Source organism: Corynebacterium axilliensis (assembly GCF_046097495.1).
Classification (GTDB): domain Bacteria; phylum Actinomycetota; class Actinomycetes; order Mycobacteriales; family Mycobacteriaceae; genus Corynebacterium.
This window is the reverse complement of the sequence record NZ_CP175768.1, coordinates 687,306-704,893: the sequence shown is the minus strand read 5'-3', so window position 1 is coordinate 704,893 and position 17,588 is coordinate 687,306. Positions and strand designations below refer to the sequence as shown.

Genomic DNA, 17,588 nt, shown 5'->3' with positions numbered 1-17,588 from the left:
GGCGTGAGTGATAAGAAGCAGTTCAAAGCCCTGTCCGCGCCCAAGGGCGTGCCGGACTACGTCCCGCCGCAATCGGCCACCTTTGCCAAGGTGCGTGAGACCTTCGTGCATCAGGCGCACCTGTCCGGCTTCCAGCACATCGAGCTCCCCGTCTTCGAGGACACCTCGTTGTTTGCCCGCGGCGTTGGCGAATCCACCGACGTGGTGTCGAAGGAGATGTACACCTTCGCCGACCGCGGAGACCGCTCCGTCACCCTGCGCCCGGAGGGCACCGCGGGTGTGATGCGCGCGGTCATCGAGCACAACCTGGATCGCGGCCAGCTGCCGGTAAAGCTTAACTACTTCGGCCCCTTCTTCCGCTACGAGCGCCCGCAGGCGGGCCGCTACCGTCAGCTGCAGCAGGTGGGCGTGGAGGCCATCGGTGTGGACGACCCAGCACTTGACGCCGAGATCATCGCCCTGGCGGACCGCTCCTACCGCAGCCTGGGCCTGAGCCAGTTCCGCCTGGAGCTGACCAGCTTGGGTGACCACGACTGCCGCCCGGCGTACCGCGAGAAGCTGCAGGAGTTCCTGTTCAAGCTGGATCTGGACGAGGACACGAAGGCCCGCGCAGAGCTCAATCCGCTGCGCGTGCTGGATGATAAGCGCCCGGAGGTTCAGGAGCAGCTTGTCGACGCCCCCCTGATGCTCAACCACCTCAATAACGAGTGCCGCGAGCACTTCGAGACCGTCACGGGCCTGCTCGACGACATGGGCGTGGACTACACCATCAACCCGCGCATGGTGCGCGGGCTGGACTACTACACCAAGACCTGCTTCGAGTTCGTCCACGATGGGCTCGGCGCGCAGTCCGGCATTGGTGGCGGCGGCCGCTATGACGGCCTCATGGCGCAGCTGGGCGGCCAGGAGCTCTCCGGCATCGGCTATGGCTTGGGCGTGGACCGCACGGTGCTCGCACTCGAGGCCGAGGGCGTGTCCCTCGACGGTGTCGACGAGCGCGTGGCGGTCTTCGGCGTGGCCATGGGTGCTGCGGCCAAGAAGAAGATGGCTGTCATCATCAATGACCTGCGCAAGGCCGGCATTTCCGCCGACATGTCCTTCGGTGACCGCGGTCTTAAGGGCGCGATGAAGGGCGCGGACCGCGCCAACGCGCGCTTCGCCCTCGTCCTCGGCGACCAGGAGCTCGAGGCCGGCACCGTCGCCCTCAAGGACCTAGCGGCCCACGAGCAGCACGACGTCCCAGTGGGGGACGTCGTCAAGCAGCTAAGCCAGCTGGTTTAGCACTCCACCTGGGAGACGCTGAAGCCCATCGTCTTGGCCAAGCCGCCGAGGGAGGTCTCCTTGTACTTGGAGAGCATGTCGCGGCCGGTCTCGGCCATGGTGCGCACTGCGTTGTCGAGCGTGACGTAGTGCGTGCCTTCGCCCATGTGGGCGAGGCGAGCGGCGTTGATTGCCTTCACGGCACCGATGGCGTTGCGCTCGATGCACGGAATCTGCACCAGGCCACCGACCGGGTCACAGGTCAGGCCGAGGTTGTGTTCGAGGGCGATCTCGGCGGCGTTTTCCACCTGCGCGGGCGTGGCGCCGAGGAGCTCGGCCATGCCTGCCGCAGCCATAGAGGACGCGGAGCCGACCTCGCCCTGGCAGCCCACCTCCGCGCCGGAGATGGACGCGTTGGACTTGATGATGATGCCGATGGCACCCGCGGTGAGCAGGTAACGGCGGGCATCGGAGCGAGTGAAATCGGCCTGGAAGTCGCGGGCGTAGTGCAGCACGGCGGGGATGATGCCGCAGGCGCCGTTCGTGGGGGCGGTGATGACGCGACCGCCGGCGGCGTTTTGCTCGTTGACGGCTAGCGCGTAGAGGTTGACCCACTCCATGGCGGAGAAGCCACAGGCTTCGTCATCCTGCTTGGCCAGCAGCTGCTGGTACATCTGCGGCGCGCGGCGGTTGACGCGCAGGCCGCCGGGCAGGATGCCCTTGGTGGAAATACCCTCGGTGACGCACTCGCGCATGATGTCCCACACCAGGTCCAGGTGCTTGTAGACGTAGTCCAGCCCGCCTTCCTCGCGGTGCAGGACCGCCTCGTTGGCGGCGACGAGCTCCCAGATGGCCATGTCGTTGGCCGCGCAGAGATCGAGCATGTGCTCGCCCGACTGGAAGTCGTAGGGGACGGTGTCTTCCGTGGTGGCCGCGGCGATGCCGGCCGGGACCTCGTCGCTGGCGTGCAGCTCCGCGTCCAGCTCCTCGCGGGAGAGGATGAAGCCGCCGCCGACGGAGAAGTATTCCGATTTATCGGCAAGGACGGTCCCGTCCTTGCCCCAGGCGCTAAAGATGAGGCAGTTGGGGTGCTCCGGCACGGGCTCGTTGTTGAACTCGATGGTGTAGTCCACCTCTCCGGCCGGGCCGGAGATGGTGCCCTCGGAGGGGATGAACGCATCGGCGCGCGGCTCGGCATCCAGCGGCACGGTGAGCGGATCCCAGCCGGCGAGGCCGAGGATGACCGCGCGGTCGGTGGCGTGGCCGCGGCCGGTGGCGGACAGGGAGCCGCGCAGCTCGGTGTGGACCTTCGCCGGGTGGTGGTCTAGTGCTTCGATGAAGGCCTTAGCGGCGCGCATCGGGCCGACGGTGTGCGAGGAGGAGGGGCCGATTCCAATGGAGAAAATATCGGTCACGCTAATAGTCATGGAGACCTCCTTGGTGGCGTTAAATAAGTGACGACTAACGATAGTACCGAGCGCCTCGCACGCCTGCCTAGCCTGGTTGGCCGTTGTGGCGGGAGAGTAGCGCGCGGAATCCTGCGGGGTCCGAATCAAGCTCCTCGGCAGCGTCAGACCCGCCGGCGGTATCGAGCGGCCCGGCGAGCCCAGAGACCCGGTCGAGCGGGCGGACCATCAGGTCCGCGAGCTCGCCGGCGGCGCGCTCGATGCGCTGTTGATTGCGCGCGCCTTCCGCGGTGCCGAAGTCTTCCGTGGCTTGGAATACCCCGGTGGGCACCACCGTGGCGTGCAGGTAGTTGAGCAGAGGGCGCAGCGCGTAGTCCAGCACCAGCGCGTGGCGGCTGGAGCCACCAGTGGCTGCGATGAGCGTGGGCAGCCCGTTGAGCGCATGCGGCTGAAGGGTGTCGAAGAACATCTTGAACAGCCCGGAGTAGCTGCCCTGGAACACGGGGCTGACTGCAATGAGTCCGTCGGCCCGCGCCACGGCATTCTGGGCGGCTTCCAGCGCGGGTGTGGGCGTGACCCAGTTGGTCATCGCCTCCGCCAGCTCGGCGGCGAGCTCGCGCAACTCCACCACGGTGACGTCCACGCCCTCGCCGCGGGCGGTGACGTGGGAGGCGGTGGCGGCCGAGAGGGCGTCGCCAAGCGCGCGCGTAGAAGACGGCGAGGACAAGCCCGCCGTGACGACAACGAGTGAGCGCATCTACTTCTCCTCTCCGGGGTTTACCAGCGCGTGCGGGGCATAGGAATCCAGCGTGGCGTGCGTGGGCGGGTCAGAGGGTACGTGATCCGGGCGGCGGGCCTCAAAGCGGCGGCGGAGCTCCGGGACCACCTGCGTGCCCAGGATTTCAATCTGCTCCAGCACCACCTCCTGCGGCAGGCCGGCGTGGTCCACCAGGAAGAGCTGGCGCTGATAGTCGCCCACCCAGTCTGCGAACTGCAGCGTGCGCTCCACCACCTGCTCCACCGTGCCCACGGTCAGCGGGGTCTGCGCGGTGAACTCCTCCAGCGAGGGGCCGTGGCCGTAGACGGGGGCGTTGTCGAAATAGGGACGGAAGAAATCCTTGGCCGCCTGCTCCGTGGAGCCGATGAACACCTGTCCGCCCAAGCCCACAATGGCCTGGTCCGCGCGGCCGTGACCGTAGGACTCGTAGCGGTTGCGGTAGAGGTTGACCATCTTCGTGGTGTGTTCCTTATTCCAGAAGATGTTGCTGTGGAAGAAGCCGTCGCCGTAGTAGGCAGCCTGCTCCGCAATCTGCGGGGAGCGGATGGAGCCGTGCCACACGAAGGGCGGGATGCCGTCGAGCGGGGCAGGGGTGGCGGTAAAGCCCTGCAGCGGCGTGCGGAACTTCCCCTCCCAGGTAACGTTCTGCTCGCGCCACAGGCGGCGCAGCAGGTGATAGTTTTCCACCGCCAGCGGGATGCCTTCGCGGATATCCTTGCCAAACCACGGGTAGACCGGGCCGGTATTGCCGCGGCCGAGCATGAGATCGATGCGCCCGCCGGCCAGGTGCTGGAGAAAGGCGTAGTCCTCCGCCAAGCGCACCGGGTCGTTGGTGGTAATCAGCGTGGTGGAGGTGGACAGCTGCAGGTTCTTCGTCTGTGCTGCGATGTAGGCCAGGTGGGTCGTGGGCGCGGAGGGCACGAAGGGCGGGTTGTGGTGCTCGCCGGTGGCGAAGACGTCAAGCCCTACCTCCTCGGCCTTGAGCGCGATCTCTGTAATGGCGCGGATACGATCCGCCTCGGTGGGGGTGTTACCCGTGGTGGGGTCTTGAGTGACGTCGCCGACGCTAAAGATGCCGAATTGCATGCCTATCTCCTTTCTGTGACATGACAACAATGGTGGGGTGGGGGATTATTCCCACTCCACGGCGTCGACAAGCACGGCAAGGTCTGCCGGCGTGGCGATGCCCACCGGGCGCTGCGTGGGCTCGCCGTGCTCGGTGAGGAGGACTGCGCTGGGGTGCGTGCCATCCGCGGCGGGCTCGGTGAGTGCGTCGATGACCTCCTGGGCCGTGGCGGTGCGCGGCAGGAATTCGGCGCGGTCCTTGCGTTCGGCCATGTCGAGCGCAGCGCTTACCGACGCCGCCCCGATCACCCCATCATCACTCAAGTCCGCCGCGACCCAGCGCGCGATGGCGTTGGTGGTCAATAGGGCCGTAAACGTCCCGGAATCATAGACGGGGATCTGCGAGTAGCCGGTCTCATTGATAAGCGCTAGGGCCGCGAGGATGTCCGCGTCAGGGCTTAAGGTGGTGACTTCACCCTGGGACAGCAGGGAGAGCGCGGTGGGTGGGTCCGTGAGCAGCCGCTGCAGATCCTCCAGCTGGTCCACCACCTGCGGATGCGGGGTGGCAATGGGCTGGTTGTCGTAGTAGCGGCCGTGCGCAATGGCGTTGCGCAGGTTGGAGATGTCCTTGAGCTGTTCGGCCTGCCGCTTGCTGAGAAAGTGCTTGTCGTGGGCGCGGTCGACGATCCACCAGAAGGAATCGGAATTCTTCGCGCCGATGGCTTGGCGCAGGAACTGCTCAATATCGTTAAAGGTCGCGAAGAATCGCGCCACGGGGTTTTCGCTCATACTGCCCCAGTGTACGGATGGCGGGTGCGGGCGAGAACGCTGTGAAAACGGCTGCACCGCCGGGAGAACACGGAGGAGAACTCGCGGCGGTGCGGTGCTGTGTAGGACGCGCGATGGCTTAGAAGACCACGCGGAGGATAGAGACGGTGATAGCGGCGATACCTGCGGCGGCCGGCAGGGTGATAACCCATGCCAGGGCGATGGGCTTCATGAGGTTCCAGTTTGCAGCGCGGTTGACAATGCCCACGCCGAGCACGGCGCCGATGAGGATGTGGGTCGAGGACACCGGCAGGCCCAGCAGGGAGGCGGCCATGACCACCGCGGCCGCGGCCAGCTCAGCAGCGAAGCCGGAGGACGGGTGCATCTTGGTCAGGCCGGAACCGACAGTCTGGATGACGAAGCGGCCGATGAACCACAGGCCGGAAATCAGGGCGATACCCATGGCCACCATGACCGGCAGCGGCACGGAAACCTCATCCGAAATCTGGTTGGTCTTGAGCACGTCGAAGACCGCGGCGAACGGGCCGATGGCATTCGCGATGTCATTGGAGCCATGAGAGAACGCGAAGGCGGAGGCGGTGAAGACCTGCATCCAGGAGAACAGCAGGAACGTTGAGCGCGACAGGGACTTGTTCTTCAGGGAGCGAGCGAAGATGAACACCGCCATCCACACCGCCGCGCCGACCATGCCCATGACCAGGAGGTTCTGCAGGGTGGAGAAGTCCACACCGGTGTGCTTGAGGCCCTTGAACAGGACCATCGCGGAAATGATGATGGCGCCCAGGGCCGCCAGCAACGGGACCCAGTTCTCCAGTGCGCGGTGCGCGTGGACATCTTCCATGTCCTGGTTGATCTCGTGCAGGTCGCGGTAGTACTCGGATTCGAGGGCCTCCGGGTCGTAGTCCTCCTCGGAGGTCAGGGCGGCGTCGCGAGCCATGGCGTTGGTGTAGGAAATCTGCTGGATCTCGGTCATGCGCTCGAAGCGGTTCTTGTGCTCCTTGCGCAGCTCGGCGCGCCGGGTCTTGATTTCGCGCAGGCGCTCATCGGCGGCCTCGTTGTAGACCAAGATGGAGACCTTGATCCATTTGAACAGGATGTAGGCGGCGATACCGCCCAGGATGGGGGAGAGAACCCAGGAGAAGGCAATGGTGCCGATGCCGCCCCACTGAACCATGTCCATGCCGCCCTTGCCGGTGATGAAGCCGACGGTCAGGGCCGCACCGACGATACCGCCGACGATGGAGTGAGTCGTGGACACGGGCCAGCCCATGCGGGTAGCCACCAAAAGCCAGATGGCCGCACCCAGCAGGGAGGACATCATGATGTAGACGAACTCCATCGGGTCCAAGCCGTTGATGGCGTCCAGGTCCACGATGCCGGAGCGCACCGTATCCGTAACCTCACCGCCGGCGAGGATGGCACCGGAGACCTCGAAGATGGCGGCGACGGCCAGCGCCTGCTTCATCGACAGCGTGCCGGCGCCCACGGAGGTACCGAAGGAGTTAGCAACATCGTTGCCGCCGATGTTGAAGGCCATGAAGAGTGCAAAGATAATGGCGGTGACAAGGAGGATCTTGTTCGATCCTTCCGCAACTTCGCCATTGCCCCACACGATGAAGGCAATGAGAGTAACGGCAGTGAGGAGACCGAAGAACAGGTGCCAGATCCAGTCCCTGTTCTTGCCGTTCATGGTCTCGAGGTCTGGCATCGTCGGAGTGGCGGTGCTCAAAACGTCGTTCCTTTCGCAAGAAAACGCTTTATAAGCGTCTTTTTAGTTGTCAAGATAGAGCGGAGCCCACCACAAACCGGCGGGATCTTGGACAGACTAGGCATGTCAGGTGGACGCTAAGTGAACACGTTATGGCTGTTAACTTAAACTTTATTAAGGAGTTTGCGGTCGCCCGTCAGCTACGCCCCGGCAGTCGCGGGGGCGCAGAGGAAAAATGGAGTGAACCGGGCGATCAACAAAGCCCGCCCCTCGGCGCTGTATGGCGCTGGGGCGGGCGAAAAAATCTGGTGCCGGTGTCCTAGGACGTGTACACCCCGCGGCCCAGGGTGTCGCACTGCTCCATCTTTCCGGTCTCGTACCCAGCCAGGAAGGACCTTGCGCGATCCTCAGAGGAACCGTGGGTCCAGGTATCCGGGCGAACCTCGCCGCCGGATCGGCGCTGAATGTTGTCATCGCCCACGGCGCGCGCGGTGTTGACGGCGTCAGTCACCTGCTGCTCCGTAATGGTCTCCAGCAGGGCGTCGTCACCCTTGTCGGCATAGTGCGCCCACAGACCGGCGTAGCAGTCCGCCTGCAGCTCCACCTTCACCGCATTGGAATCCTCACCCGGGTCGTTGTAATTGGACAGGCCCAGGGTGCCCTCCAGCTTCTGGATGTGGTGGCCAAACTCGTGCGCCACGATGTACATCTGCGCCAAGGGAGCGTCGTCGCCGCCAAAGTTGCGGAGCTGGTCGAAGAACGAGGTATCAAAGTACGCGGATTCATCAGCCGGGCAGTAGAACGGACCCGTTGCGCCGGAGGCTTGGCCACAGCCGGAGACCGTCGTGTCCTGGAAGATGACGCGGCCAGGCTCGGTGTAATCAATGCCAGCCTGTTCCGGAAGCACCTGCTGCCACACCTTGTCCACGGACTGGGCGGCGAACATCACGCGGCAGTCGTCGTACTTGTTGCCATCCTCTGCGGTCTGGCAGTGCGCGAAGGCATCTTCGCCGCTGTTTTCCGGCGCCGTCTGGGACTGATCCTGCTGGGGCTCCGGGCTGGTAATCGCGCCGGGGTCACCGCCCAAGAGCAGGTAGAGGCCAATGAGGAGGAGGGAGCCGACACCGCCGCCGGCGGCCACCATGCCGCCACGGCCGCCGCCACCGGAGCTTGCGCGCTTACCGTCGAAACTTGCGCCAGATTTAAAAGTCATGCATCAAATTCTGCCATAGAGCGGCGGCACCGGTTGTGCAGCGTGGGGAGCACCGCCAGGCGGAATACAACGCGGCGAAAAAGAACGGGGCAGAAGGCCCCGGCGCTGAGCGTGTCCGGCAGGAGCGGTAGACTTGGGCCGTTCAAGTTCTTGTGCTCCTCGGCGCGTGCTGTTTACGCGTGGCGTGGGTGGGCATGAGCGTCAACAATAAGAAGGGATTGAACGAACGTGCTGCGTACACATTTGGCAGGCGAACTGCGCAAGGAGATGGCGGGGCAGTCTGTCACGCTAACCGGTTGGGTGGCGCGCCGCCGCGACCATGGTGGTGTCATCTTCATCGACTTGCGCGACCGCTCTGGCATCGCCCAGGTGGTCTTCCGTGAGACCGAGGTGGCTGAGCGCGCCCACGACCTGCGCTCTGAGTACTGCGTCAAGGTCACCGGCGTCGTCGAGCCGCGCCCGGAGGGTTCTGCGAACCCGAACCTGGCTTCCGGTGAGATCGAGGTCAACGTCACCGACCTTGAGGTGCTCAACAAGTCCGCCGCGCTGCCGTTCCAGATCGATGATCCTTCCTCCTCCGGCGAGGTGGGCGAGGAGACCCGTCTCAAGTACCGCTACCTCGACCTGCGCCGTGAGCGCCAGGCCAACGCTCTGCGCCTGCGTTCTGCTGCCAACCGCGCGGCTCGCCAGGTGCTCGATAGCCACGACTTCACCGAAATCGAGACCCCGACGCTGACCCGCTCCACCCCGGAGGGCGCTCGCGACTTCCTGGTTCCGGCTCGCCTGAAGCCGGGCAGCTGGTACGCCCTGCCGCAGTCCCCGCAGCTGTTCAAGCAGCTGCTCATGGTCTCCGGCATGGAGCGCTACTACCAGATTGCTCGCTGCTACCGCGATGAGGACTTCCGCGCCGACCGCCAGCCGGAGTTCACCCAGCTGGACGTGGAGATGTCCTTCGTGGACCAGGACGATGTCATCGCCCTGGCGGAAGAGGTCGTCTCCGCGCTGTGGAAGCTCATCGGCTACGAGATCAAGACCCCGATCCCGCGCATGACCTACGCAGACGCCATGAAGTACTACGGCTCCGATAAGCCGGACCTGCGCTTCGACATCAAGATTGTGGAGTGCACGGACTTCTTCAAGGACACCACCTTCCGCGTATTCCAAAACGAGTACGTCGGTGCCGTCGTCATGGAGGGCGGCGCCTCCCAGCCGCGCCGCCAGTTCGATGCCTGGCAGGACTGGGCCAAGCAGCGCGGTGCGAAGGGCCTGGCCTACATCACCATTGCGGAGGACGGAACCCTCGGCGGCCCGGTAGCCAAGAACATCACCGACGCTGAGCGCGAGGGTATCGCTGAGCACGTCGGCGCTAAGCCGGGTGACGCCATCTTCTTCGCCGCCGGTGACACCAAGTCCTCCCGCGCCCTGCTCGGCGCAGCCCGCGGCGAGATTGCGAAGAAGCTGGACCTCATCAAGGAGGGCGACTGGGCCTTTACCTGGGTCGTGGACGCTCCGCTGTTCGAGCCTTCCGCAGACGCCACCGCATCCGGTGACGTGGCTCTGGGCCACTCCAAGTGGACCGCCGTCCACCACGCCTTTACCTCCCCGAAGCCGGAGTACCTGGACAACTTTGACAAGAACCCGGGCGAGGCACTGGCATACGCCTACGACATTGTCTGCAACGGCAACGAGATCGGCGGCGGCTCCATCCGTATCCACTCCCAGGACGTGCAGAAGCGTGTCTTCGATGTCATGGGCATTGGTGACGAGGAAGCACAGGAGAAGTTCGGCTTCCTGCTCGATGCTTTCCAGTACGGTGCCCCGCCGCACGGCGGCATCGCCTTCGGCTGGGACCGCATCGTCTCCCTGCTGGGCGGATTCGATTCCATCCGCGACGTCATCGCCTTCCCGAAGTCTGGCGGCGGCGTTGACCCGCTGACCGATGCTCCGGGTACCATCCCGGCGGCGCAGCGCAAGGAAACCGGCGTGGATTTCAAGCCGGAGAAGGCAGACAAGGCCGCCAAGGCTGACAAGTCTGCGAAGGCCGACAAGTAAGGCGCCCTGTTAACGCGAGTCCCCGGACACTGCGATAGTCATGACTCTTGGAGCGTGGCTTTTCCACCGTCCGGGGACTCAGTTGTGAGGAGTATGATTGCGGGACCGAGGAGAAAGGTGGGTGTTTCACCGTGAGCGACGAGTACGCACGAGACCCTGAGGGCCAGGTTGAGGTGATTGACCGCGTCGTGGCGGAGGCCGCGCAGCTGCTGTCGCGCCGGTTCGGTGGTGAGCCGGATCTGAGCGGGGCAGAGCTTCTCGGCGGTTCCGGCAATGCCGTAGTCTTGCGTGTGCGCACCACCCCGAGCGCCTTCTTCCCGCACCGCTCCGTGGTGATCAAGTACAACCCGGTCACCGGCCACACCATCGATGATGCAGCGCTCTTGCGGGAGGTTGTGGCCTACCAGTTCACTACCTCCATGGCGGAGGAGGTCCGGCCCGGTCCGGTGCTGCTGGCGCACGACGTGGACAAGCGCATCCTCGTGTTGTCAGATGCCGGAGATGGCGACACCCTGGCGGACACCCTCGCCCGCAGCGGCGAGAGCGACCGCGGAGACCTGCTACGCATGCTCGGCAGCTCCCTGGGCAAGATGCACGCGGGCACAGCGAGCCGCGAGGAGGACTACGACGCCCTGCTGCACCGGCAGCTGCGCCGCCATCCGGAGTACGCCAAACACCAGGCGTTGCGCGATGACTCACTGCAGCGCTCCATCCTTATCGGGGCCGATATCCTCGACCACGCCGGCCTGACCCCGCCGGAGGACGTGCTCGCCTTGGCCCGAACGGCGACTGCCAGCTTGAGCTCCGGCCGCGACCGCGCTTTCACCCCGTTCGACCTGTCCCCGGACAACATCATCGTGGGGCAGAAGCTCACCTTCTTGGACTATGAGTGGGCGGGCTTCCGCAACGTAGGCTTTGACGTGGCCTGCGTTATCGCCGGCTTCCCGCAGTTCCTCTTTACGCGCCCGATTACGGACGAGGAAGCAGACATCTTTATCCACGCCTGGCAGCGCCGCATTGTCAACGTATGGCCGCAGCTGGCCGACGACGACACTCTGCACCGCCTGCTCGTGGCCTCCCTCATCGGCTGGGCGTTGTCCAGCGTGACCACCATGTACGCCGGTGGCATCGAAGGCGTGGTGGCACTGGCGGAGGGCAACGCGGAGATTTACCACGATGCGCACCGCTCCCTGCTGCGCCCGCCGGATCACGGTCCGTTTTCTGAGGACGAGGTCCTCATCCGGCGCGATTTGTACGAGACGTTTGAGGCGCTGTCGCGCTACGCCGCGCAGTGCGGCAGCGAGGTGTGCCTGCCGGTGGCGAAGTTTGGGCGCGAGGTAGCCGCGCGCCTGCGGGAGTCCTAATGGCACAAGACTCGCTTTTCGGGGCTCTGGGTGGCGATCCCGCCGCCTCGCGCCCGGGAGCGCCGGGGCAGGATATCTTTGCCACCCATTCCGGTTCGCCGCTGGCGGCACGGATGCGGCCGCAGTCCCTCGAGGAAGTCGTAGGCCAGGAGCACCTGCTGGAGCCCGGCAAGCCGTTGCGCCGGCTTATTGAGGGATCGGGCGAAGCATCCGTCATTCTGTACGGCCCGCCCGGTACGGGCAAGACCACGATTGCTTCCCTGATTGCCAAGTCCCTGGGAGACAACTTCATCGGTCTGTCTGCCTTGGATTCCGGCGTCAAGCAGGTGCGCGAGGTCATTACGCACGCCCGCCAGGAACTTATCCACGGCCGCCGCACGGTGCTCTTTATCGACGAGGTCCATCGCTTTTCCAAAACGCAACAGGACGCACTGCTTGCCGCCGTAGAGAACCGGACCGTGCTGCTGGTGGCCGCGACGACGGAGAACCCGTCCTTTTCTGTCGTCGCCCCGCTGCTGTCACGCTCGCTCCTGTTGCACCTGGAGCCGCTCGAGGACCCGGCGCTGCGAGCCTTGGCGGAACGTGCCCTGACAAGTGAGCGGGGTCTGAATGGGCGCATCACCGCCACGTCCGACGCCCTGGATCAGCTGGTCCTGTTAGCCGGAGGGGACGCGCGCCGCACGTTGACGTACCTGGAGGCCGCAGCGGAAGCGGTGCCTGATGGCGGCGAGCTGACCAGTGAGATCATTAAGGACAACGTCAACCGTGCAGTGGTGCGCTACGACCGCGATGGCGACCAGCACTACGATGTGGTCTCCGCCTTCATCAAATCCATCCGTGGCTCGGATGTCGACGCTGCTCTGCACTACCTGGCGCGCATGGTGGAGGCGGGGGAGGACCCGCGGTTTATCGCCCGTCGCCTCATAGTCCACGCGTCCGAGGACATTGGCATGGCGGATCCGACGGCCCTGCCCACCGCGGTCGCGGCCGCGCAGGCCGCCGCACTGATTGGGCTGCCCGAGGCGCGCATTCCTTTGGCGCAGGCCACGATTCACCTCGCCACCGCGCCGAAGTCGAACTCGGTGATTAACGCCATCGGCGCCGCCCAGGCCGACGTCCAGGCGGGCAAGATCGGCCACGTGCCGCCGCATTTGCGCGATGGCCACTACGAGGGCGCGAAACGCCTGGGCAACGCCGTGGGCTACGTTTATCCCCACGACGACCCACGAGGCGTGGTGGCGCAGCAGTACCTGCCGGACGCGCTGGCCGACGCCGAGTATTACCAGCCCACCGACCACGGTGCCGAAAAGCGGGTCCGCGACTACCTGGGCCGGCTGCGGGACATCATTCGGGGGCGGCGTCGATAAGCGTGGGCAACGACGGGTAAAGTTGAGCGCTGATAGAAACCGCTCAACAGTGAAGGACTTTTGCTCGTGAAGACTCATGAGATCCGGGAACGCTTTACCCAGCATTTCGTCAAGGCCGGCCACGAGGCCGTGCCCAGCGCGTCGCTGATCCTGGATGACCCGAACCTGCTCTTCGTTAACGCCGGCATGGTTCCCTTCAAGCCCTACTTCTTGGGCCAGCAGAACCCGCCGTTTGCAAACGGCACCGCTACCTCCATCCAGAAGTGCGTGCGCACCTTGGACATCGAAGAGGTCGGTATCACCACCCGTCACAACACCTTCTTCCAGATGGCGGGCAACTTCTCCTTCGGCCAATACTTCAAGGAAGGCGCCATCACGCACGCGTGGACGCTGCTGACCGGCGCGGTGGAGGACGGCGGCCTGGGCCTCGACCCGGAGCGTCTGTGGGTCACCGTATACCTTGACGACGATGAGGCCGCAGAAATCTGGCACAACAAGATTGGAGTGCCGCGCGAGCGCATCCAGCGCCTGGGCATGGAGGACAACTACTGGTCTATGGGCATCCCGGGCCCGTGCGGTCCGTGCTCCGAGATCTACTACGACCGCGGCCCCGAGTACGGCCAGGACGGCGGCCCCGTGGCGGACGATAACCGCTACATGGAGATCTGGAACCTGGTCTTCATGCAGAACGAGCGCGGCGAAGGCATTGGCAAGGGAAACTTCGAGATCGTCGGCGAGCTGCCCAAGAAGAACATCGATACCGGCCTGGGCATTGAGCGCGTGGCCTGCATCCTGCAGGGTGTCGATAACGTCTACGAGACGGACCTGCTGCGCCCGGTTATTGACGTGGCGGAGGAGCTCACCGGCGCGAAGTACGTTCCGGATGCTCCGAAGGAGGACCTCATCCGCTTCCGCGTGGTGGCGGATCACTCCCGCACCGGCATGATGCTCATCCTGGACGGTGTGACCCCGGGCAACGAGGGCCGCGGGTACATCCTGCGCCGTCTGCTGCGCCGCATCATTCGCTCCGCCAAGCTGTTGGGCGCGAAGGGCGAGACCATGGAGCGCTTCATGAACACCATCATGGACACCATGACCCCCTCTTATCCGGAGATTGCGGAGAACCGCGAACGCATCCTGCGCGTGGCCGTCAACGAAGAGAAGGCCTTCCTCAAGACGCTGGAGTCTGGTACCAAGCTTTTCGACGAAGCAGTGGAGGAGCTTAAGAACACCTCCCGCGCCGCCACCGCGAAGGTGTTGCCCGGTGACAAGGCGTTCGAGCTGCACGATACCTACGGTTTCCCCATCGACCTGACCCTGGAGATGGCGCAGGAGGCCGGACTGAGCGTGGACATGGAGGGCTTCGATGCCGCCATGGGTGAGCAGCGCCGTCGCGCCAAGGCTGATAGCCAGGCTAAGAAGCACGGCCACGCCGATCTTTCCCTGTACCGCGGCTGGGTGGATAACCACGCTACGGTGTTCACCGGCTACGAGACGCTGGAGTCCGACGCCAAGGTGATCGGCCTGGTCCGCGATGGCCAGAAGGTCTCCGAGGTGCAGGCCGGTGACACGGTGGAGGTCATCCTGGACCAGTCGCCGCTGTACGCTGAGGCCGGCGGCCAGACCGCCGACCGCGGCCGGATTCTCCAGGGCGAGACGCTGCTCGAGGTCAACGACGTGCAGAAGATCGGTAAGAAGCTGTGGGTTCACAAGGCCACCGTCACCTCGGGCGGCTTGGAGCTCGGCAGCGGGGTTACCGCGGCGGTTGATGAGAAGTGGCGCCACGGTGCGGTGCAGGCGCACTCGGCGACGCACCTCATCCACGCCGCGCTGCGCCAGGTGCTTGGCCCCACGGCGGTCCAGGCTGGTTCCTTGAACCGTCCGGGGTACCTGCGCTTCGACTTCAACTACACCGAGCAGCTCACCCCGGAGCAGCTGGAGGAGATTGCTCTGGTGACCAACCAGGCAGTGGATCAGCACTTCGAGGTGCACACCATCGAGACCTCTTTGGATAAGGCCAAGGAAATGGGAGCGATGGCGCTGTTCGGTGAGAACTATGGTTCCGAGGTTCGCGTGGTGGAGATGGGCGGACCCTTCTCCATCGAGCTGTGTGGTGGTACCCACGTGGCTAACACCGCGGAGATCGGGCCGGTGTCCGTGCTGGGTGAGTCTTCCGTGGGCTCCGGTGCCCGCCGCATTGAGGCCTACTCCGGCCTGGATGCCTTCCGTTACTACTCCAAGGAGACCGCCCTGGTGGAGGGCGTCTCCCGTGAGCTCAAGGTGCAGACTGAAGATCTGCCGGAGCGCATCGCACAGCTCACGGAGAAGCTCAAGGCTGCAGAGAAGCAGATTGATGAGCTGCACAAGGCGCAGCTGATGTCCCAGACTGCGGAGATGATTCAGGGAGCTAGCGAGGTCAACGGTTTCACCGTGGTCTCCGTCAAGTTGCCGAACGGTGTCAACGGCGGGGACCTGCGCACCCTGGCTTCGGACATCAAGAACCGTTTGGGAGACGTCGCTGGTATCGTGGCGCTGGCTTCGGAGAACGAGGGCGGCAAGCTGCCGTTCATCGTCGGCGCCACCAAGGCGGCTAACGAGCGTGGCGTCAAGGCAGGAGACTTGGTGAAGACCATCTCCGGCTACGTCGACGGCAAGGGCGGCGGCAAGCCGGATATGGCGCAGGGCTCCGGTGCTCGTCCGGACGGCCTGCAGGCAGCGTTTGATGCGCTGCGTGACGAACTCGCCGCACACTAGGACGCGAGGGAGGAGAGCGACAGTATGGCAGCAATCGAGCCCGATACTCCGGGCGCGGACGATCCCGGCCCGGGCCGACGCCTGGGACTCGATGTAGGCACCGTGCGCATCGGCGTGGCGGTGTCGAACCGCGAGGCCACGTTGGCCATGCCGGTGGAGACCGTGGCGCGCCAGACCGGTTTTAAGGACCGGGACAAGGGCGACATTGACCGCCTGCTGGAGCTTATCCGCGAGTATGACGTTGTCGAAATCGCCGTGGGTTTGCCCCGTGATTTGAAGGGGAATGGCTCAAAGAGTGTGAAACATGCCAAAGAAATAGCGTTTCGCATCCGCCGGCGACTAGACAGAGATGACACGATAAGTGTAGTTCCGCCCGTGCGCATGGTGGATGAGCGCCTCACCACGGTGGCGGCCACTAGTGCGCTGCGGGCCTCTGGTGTGTCAGAGAAGCGTGGGCGCGCGGTCATCGACCAAGCGGCTGCGGTGGAAATTTTGCAATCCTGGCTGGATGCGCGCCATTTCGCGTTGAGCGGCCCTAATTCAGGCCCTGAGCCTTCACACTGAGGAGACTAAGTACGTGAGCCGTAAACCATCACGCATCGGACGCTCGATGGAGCCGAAGCACGTCAAACGACGCCAGCGCGGCCTCGCCGTGCTGATTGCCTGCCTCGTCCTGATCATCGGCGGGTTGGGCTACATCGGATTCCGCCTGCTGGGAGGAGGAAGCACCTTGGACTACGAGGGCCAGGGCAACGGGGTTGTCCAGACGGTGGAGGTCCCTGAAGGGTCCTCGATGAGCCAGCTGGCGCCCACGCTGGCGGAGAAGAATGTGGTGAAGACCCCTGAGGCCTTCACCTCTGCGGCCAACAGCAACCCGCGGGCGAGCCAGATCAAACCGGGCTTCTACCGCCTCCAAGAGGAGATGAGTGCGAAGTCCGCGGTGGAGGCACTGTTGGATGAGACCAACCAGGTCGACATGCTTGACGTCCAGGGCGGTGCAACGCTGCAGGACGTCAACCTGGTGGGCGGCGATGTGCGCTTTGGTATCTACTCGCAGATTTCGGAAGTCTCCTGCAAGGAGGGCGGCTGCGTTTCTGCTGAGGACCTGGAGAAGGTTGCCGCCACCGTGGATCCGGCGGAGCTGGGCGCTCCGGAGTGGGCTCTTGATGCCGTCCGTGCTCGTGGGGATGACCCTAAGCGCTTGGAGGGCCTCATCGCCCCAGGCCAGTACGTCATCGACCCGAACATGGATGCCCAGCAAATCCTGACGGATTTGGTGTCTCGCTCCACCAAGCGCTACAACGCCACCGACATCGTGGCCCGCGCCGAGGCCATCGGCCTTAAGCCCTACGAGCTGCTCACCGTTGCCTCCCTGGTGGAGCGCGAGTCCCCGACCGGAGAGTTCTCCAAGGTGGCCCGAGTTATCCTCAACCGTCTCGACGAGCCGATGCGCCTAGAGCTGGACTCTACGGTGAACTACGGCCTTAAGGACGTGGAGCTGGCAACTACCGACGAGGACCGCGGCCGCGAGACCCCGTGGAACACCTACGCCAAGGATGGCCTGCCGGATACGCCTATTGCCTCGCCGTCCGAGGACGCCATCACGGCCATGGAGAACCCGGCCGAGGGTAACTGGCTGTTCTTCGTGACGGTGGACAGTGAGGGCACCACGGTGTTCACCGATAACTACGATGAGCACCTGTCCAATGTCGACGAGGCAGTGCGCTCCGGCATTCTGGACAGTAAGCGCGAGGGCGCAGGCAATGGCGATGGCGGCGAGGCACCCGCGCCGGAGGAAGCTCCGGTAGAGGCCCCGGCTGAGGGCCAGTAGC

General features: G+C 64.7%; 13 protein-coding genes. 7 read left to right on the top strand and 6 right to left on the bottom strand.

All coding sequences use genetic code 11. From position 1 onward, the window contains the following. The first annotated feature begins 3 nt into the window (after positions 1-3). The gene (hisS, locus tag ACKFR8_RS03400; protein ID WP_296134430.1) at positions 4-1,281 is read left to right on the top strand and encodes a histidine--tRNA ligase; all 1,278 of its coding nucleotides are present in this window, start codon (positions 4-6) and stop codon (positions 1,279-1,281) included. On the opposite strand, the gene ACKFR8_RS03395 is transcribed toward hisS, so the two are convergent. From ACKFR8_RS03395 to ACKFR8_RS03370, 6 genes are all read right to left on the bottom strand, one after another. Beyond that, positions 1,278-2,687, bottom strand: coding sequence for an L-serine ammonia-lyase (locus tag ACKFR8_RS03395; protein WP_408930574.1), 1,410 nt, complete (start codon positions 2,685-2,687; stop codon positions 1,278-1,280). The genes hisS and ACKFR8_RS03395 overlap by 4 nt on opposite strands. Before the next feature lie 67 nt (positions 2,688-2,754). After that, positions 2,755-3,423 (bottom strand): FMN reductase, encoded by a 669-nt coding sequence (locus ACKFR8_RS03390; RefSeq protein ID WP_296134433.1) that lies wholly within the window; start codon positions 3,421-3,423, stop codon positions 2,755-2,757. Beyond that, a complete protein-coding gene (locus ACKFR8_RS03385; protein ID WP_408930573.1) occupies positions 3,424-4,530 on the bottom strand; it encodes an LLM class flavin-dependent oxidoreductase in 1,107 nt (368 codons plus the stop codon). Positions 4,531-4,575: 45 nt separating this feature from the next. Beyond that, on the bottom strand, positions 4,576-5,298 hold the full coding sequence (locus ACKFR8_RS03380; RefSeq protein WP_408930572.1) for a CBS domain-containing protein: 723 nt from the start codon (positions 5,296-5,298) through the stop codon (positions 4,576-4,578). A gap of 118 nt (positions 5,299-5,416) precedes the next feature. Continuing rightward, positions 5,417-7,006, bottom strand: a complete 1,590-nt coding sequence (locus tag ACKFR8_RS03375) for an inorganic phosphate transporter (protein ID WP_408930975.1) — start codon at positions 7,004-7,006, stop codon at positions 5,417-5,419. A gap of 319 nt (positions 7,007-7,325) precedes the next feature. Next, positions 7,326-8,219 (bottom strand): KPN_02809 family neutral zinc metallopeptidase, encoded by an 894-nt coding sequence (locus ACKFR8_RS03370; RefSeq protein ID WP_306507376.1) that lies wholly within the window; start codon positions 8,217-8,219, stop codon positions 7,326-7,328. Between the two features lie 228 nt (positions 8,220-8,447). Here ACKFR8_RS03370 and aspS point away from each other — a divergent pair, with 228 nt between their 5' ends. The 6 genes from aspS (at position 8,448) to mltG (ending at position 17,587) form a co-directional block, all read left to right on the top strand. Then, entirely contained in the window at positions 8,448-10,271 is a 1,824-nt protein-coding gene (aspS, locus tag ACKFR8_RS03365; protein WP_306507375.1) for an aspartate--tRNA ligase, read from the top strand. Positions 10,272-10,402: 131 nt separating this feature from the next. Beyond that, positions 10,403-11,635, top strand: a complete 1,233-nt coding sequence (locus ACKFR8_RS03360; RefSeq protein WP_306507374.1) for a phosphotransferase — start codon at positions 10,403-10,405, stop codon at positions 11,633-11,635. Then, positions 11,635-13,002: a replication-associated recombination protein A gene (locus tag ACKFR8_RS03355; RefSeq protein ID WP_296133673.1), complete on the top strand. Its 1,368-nt coding sequence runs from the start codon at positions 11,635-11,637 to the stop codon at positions 13,000-13,002. Before ACKFR8_RS03360 ends, ACKFR8_RS03355 begins: the two co-directional genes overlap by 1 nt. Positions 13,003-13,068: 66 nt before the next feature. Continuing rightward, positions 13,069-15,756, top strand: a complete 2,688-nt coding sequence (gene alaS, locus ACKFR8_RS03350; protein ID WP_296133674.1) for an alanine--tRNA ligase — start codon at positions 13,069-13,071, stop codon at positions 15,754-15,756. 24 nt (positions 15,757-15,780) lie between these two features. Beyond that, positions 15,781-16,320 (top strand): Holliday junction resolvase RuvX, encoded by a 540-nt coding sequence (gene ruvX / locus ACKFR8_RS03345; RefSeq protein WP_296133676.1) that lies wholly within the window; start codon positions 15,781-15,783, stop codon positions 16,318-16,320. A 46-nt stretch (positions 16,321-16,366) separates the two neighbouring features. Further along, on the top strand, positions 16,367-17,587 hold the full coding sequence (gene mltG, locus ACKFR8_RS03340; protein WP_408930974.1) for an endolytic transglycosylase MltG: 1,221 nt from the start codon (positions 16,367-16,369) through the stop codon (positions 17,585-17,587). The last annotated feature ends 1 nt before the right edge of the window (position 17,588 follow it).

Excerpts from the sequence above, each read along its gene's own strand:
- ACKFR8_RS03375 (WP_408930975.1), bottom strand. The coding sequence starts at position 7,006 with ATGCCAGACCTCGAGACCATGAACGGCAAGAACAGGGACTGGATCTGG.
- ruvX (WP_296133676.1), top strand. The coding sequence starts at position 15,781 with ATGGCAGCAATCGAGCCCGATACTCCGGGCGCGGACGATCCCGGCCCG.
- ACKFR8_RS03385 (WP_408930573.1), bottom strand. The coding sequence starts at position 4,530 with ATGCAATTCGGCATCTTTAGCGTCGGCGACGTCACTCAAGACCCCACC.
- ACKFR8_RS03370 (WP_306507376.1), bottom strand. The coding sequence starts at position 8,219 with ATGACTTTTAAATCTGGCGCAAGTTTCGACGGTAAGCGCGCAAGCTCC.
- ACKFR8_RS03395 (WP_408930574.1), bottom strand. The coding sequence starts at position 2,687 with ATGACTATTAGCGTGACCGATATTTTCTCCATTGGAATCGGCCCCTCC.
- ACKFR8_RS03380 (WP_408930572.1), bottom strand. The coding sequence starts at position 5,298 with ATGAGCGAAAACCCCGTGGCGCGATTCTTCGCGACCTTTAACGATATT.
- ACKFR8_RS03355 (WP_296133673.1), top strand. The coding sequence starts at position 11,635 with ATGGCACAAGACTCGCTTTTCGGGGCTCTGGGTGGCGATCCCGCCGCC.
- mltG (WP_408930974.1), top strand. The coding sequence starts at position 16,367 with ATGGAGCCGAAGCACGTCAAACGACGCCAGCGCGGCCTCGCCGTGCTG.
- ACKFR8_RS03390 (WP_296134433.1), bottom strand. The coding sequence starts at position 3,423 with ATGCGCTCACTCGTTGTCGTCACGGCGGGCTTGTCCTCGCCGTCTTCT.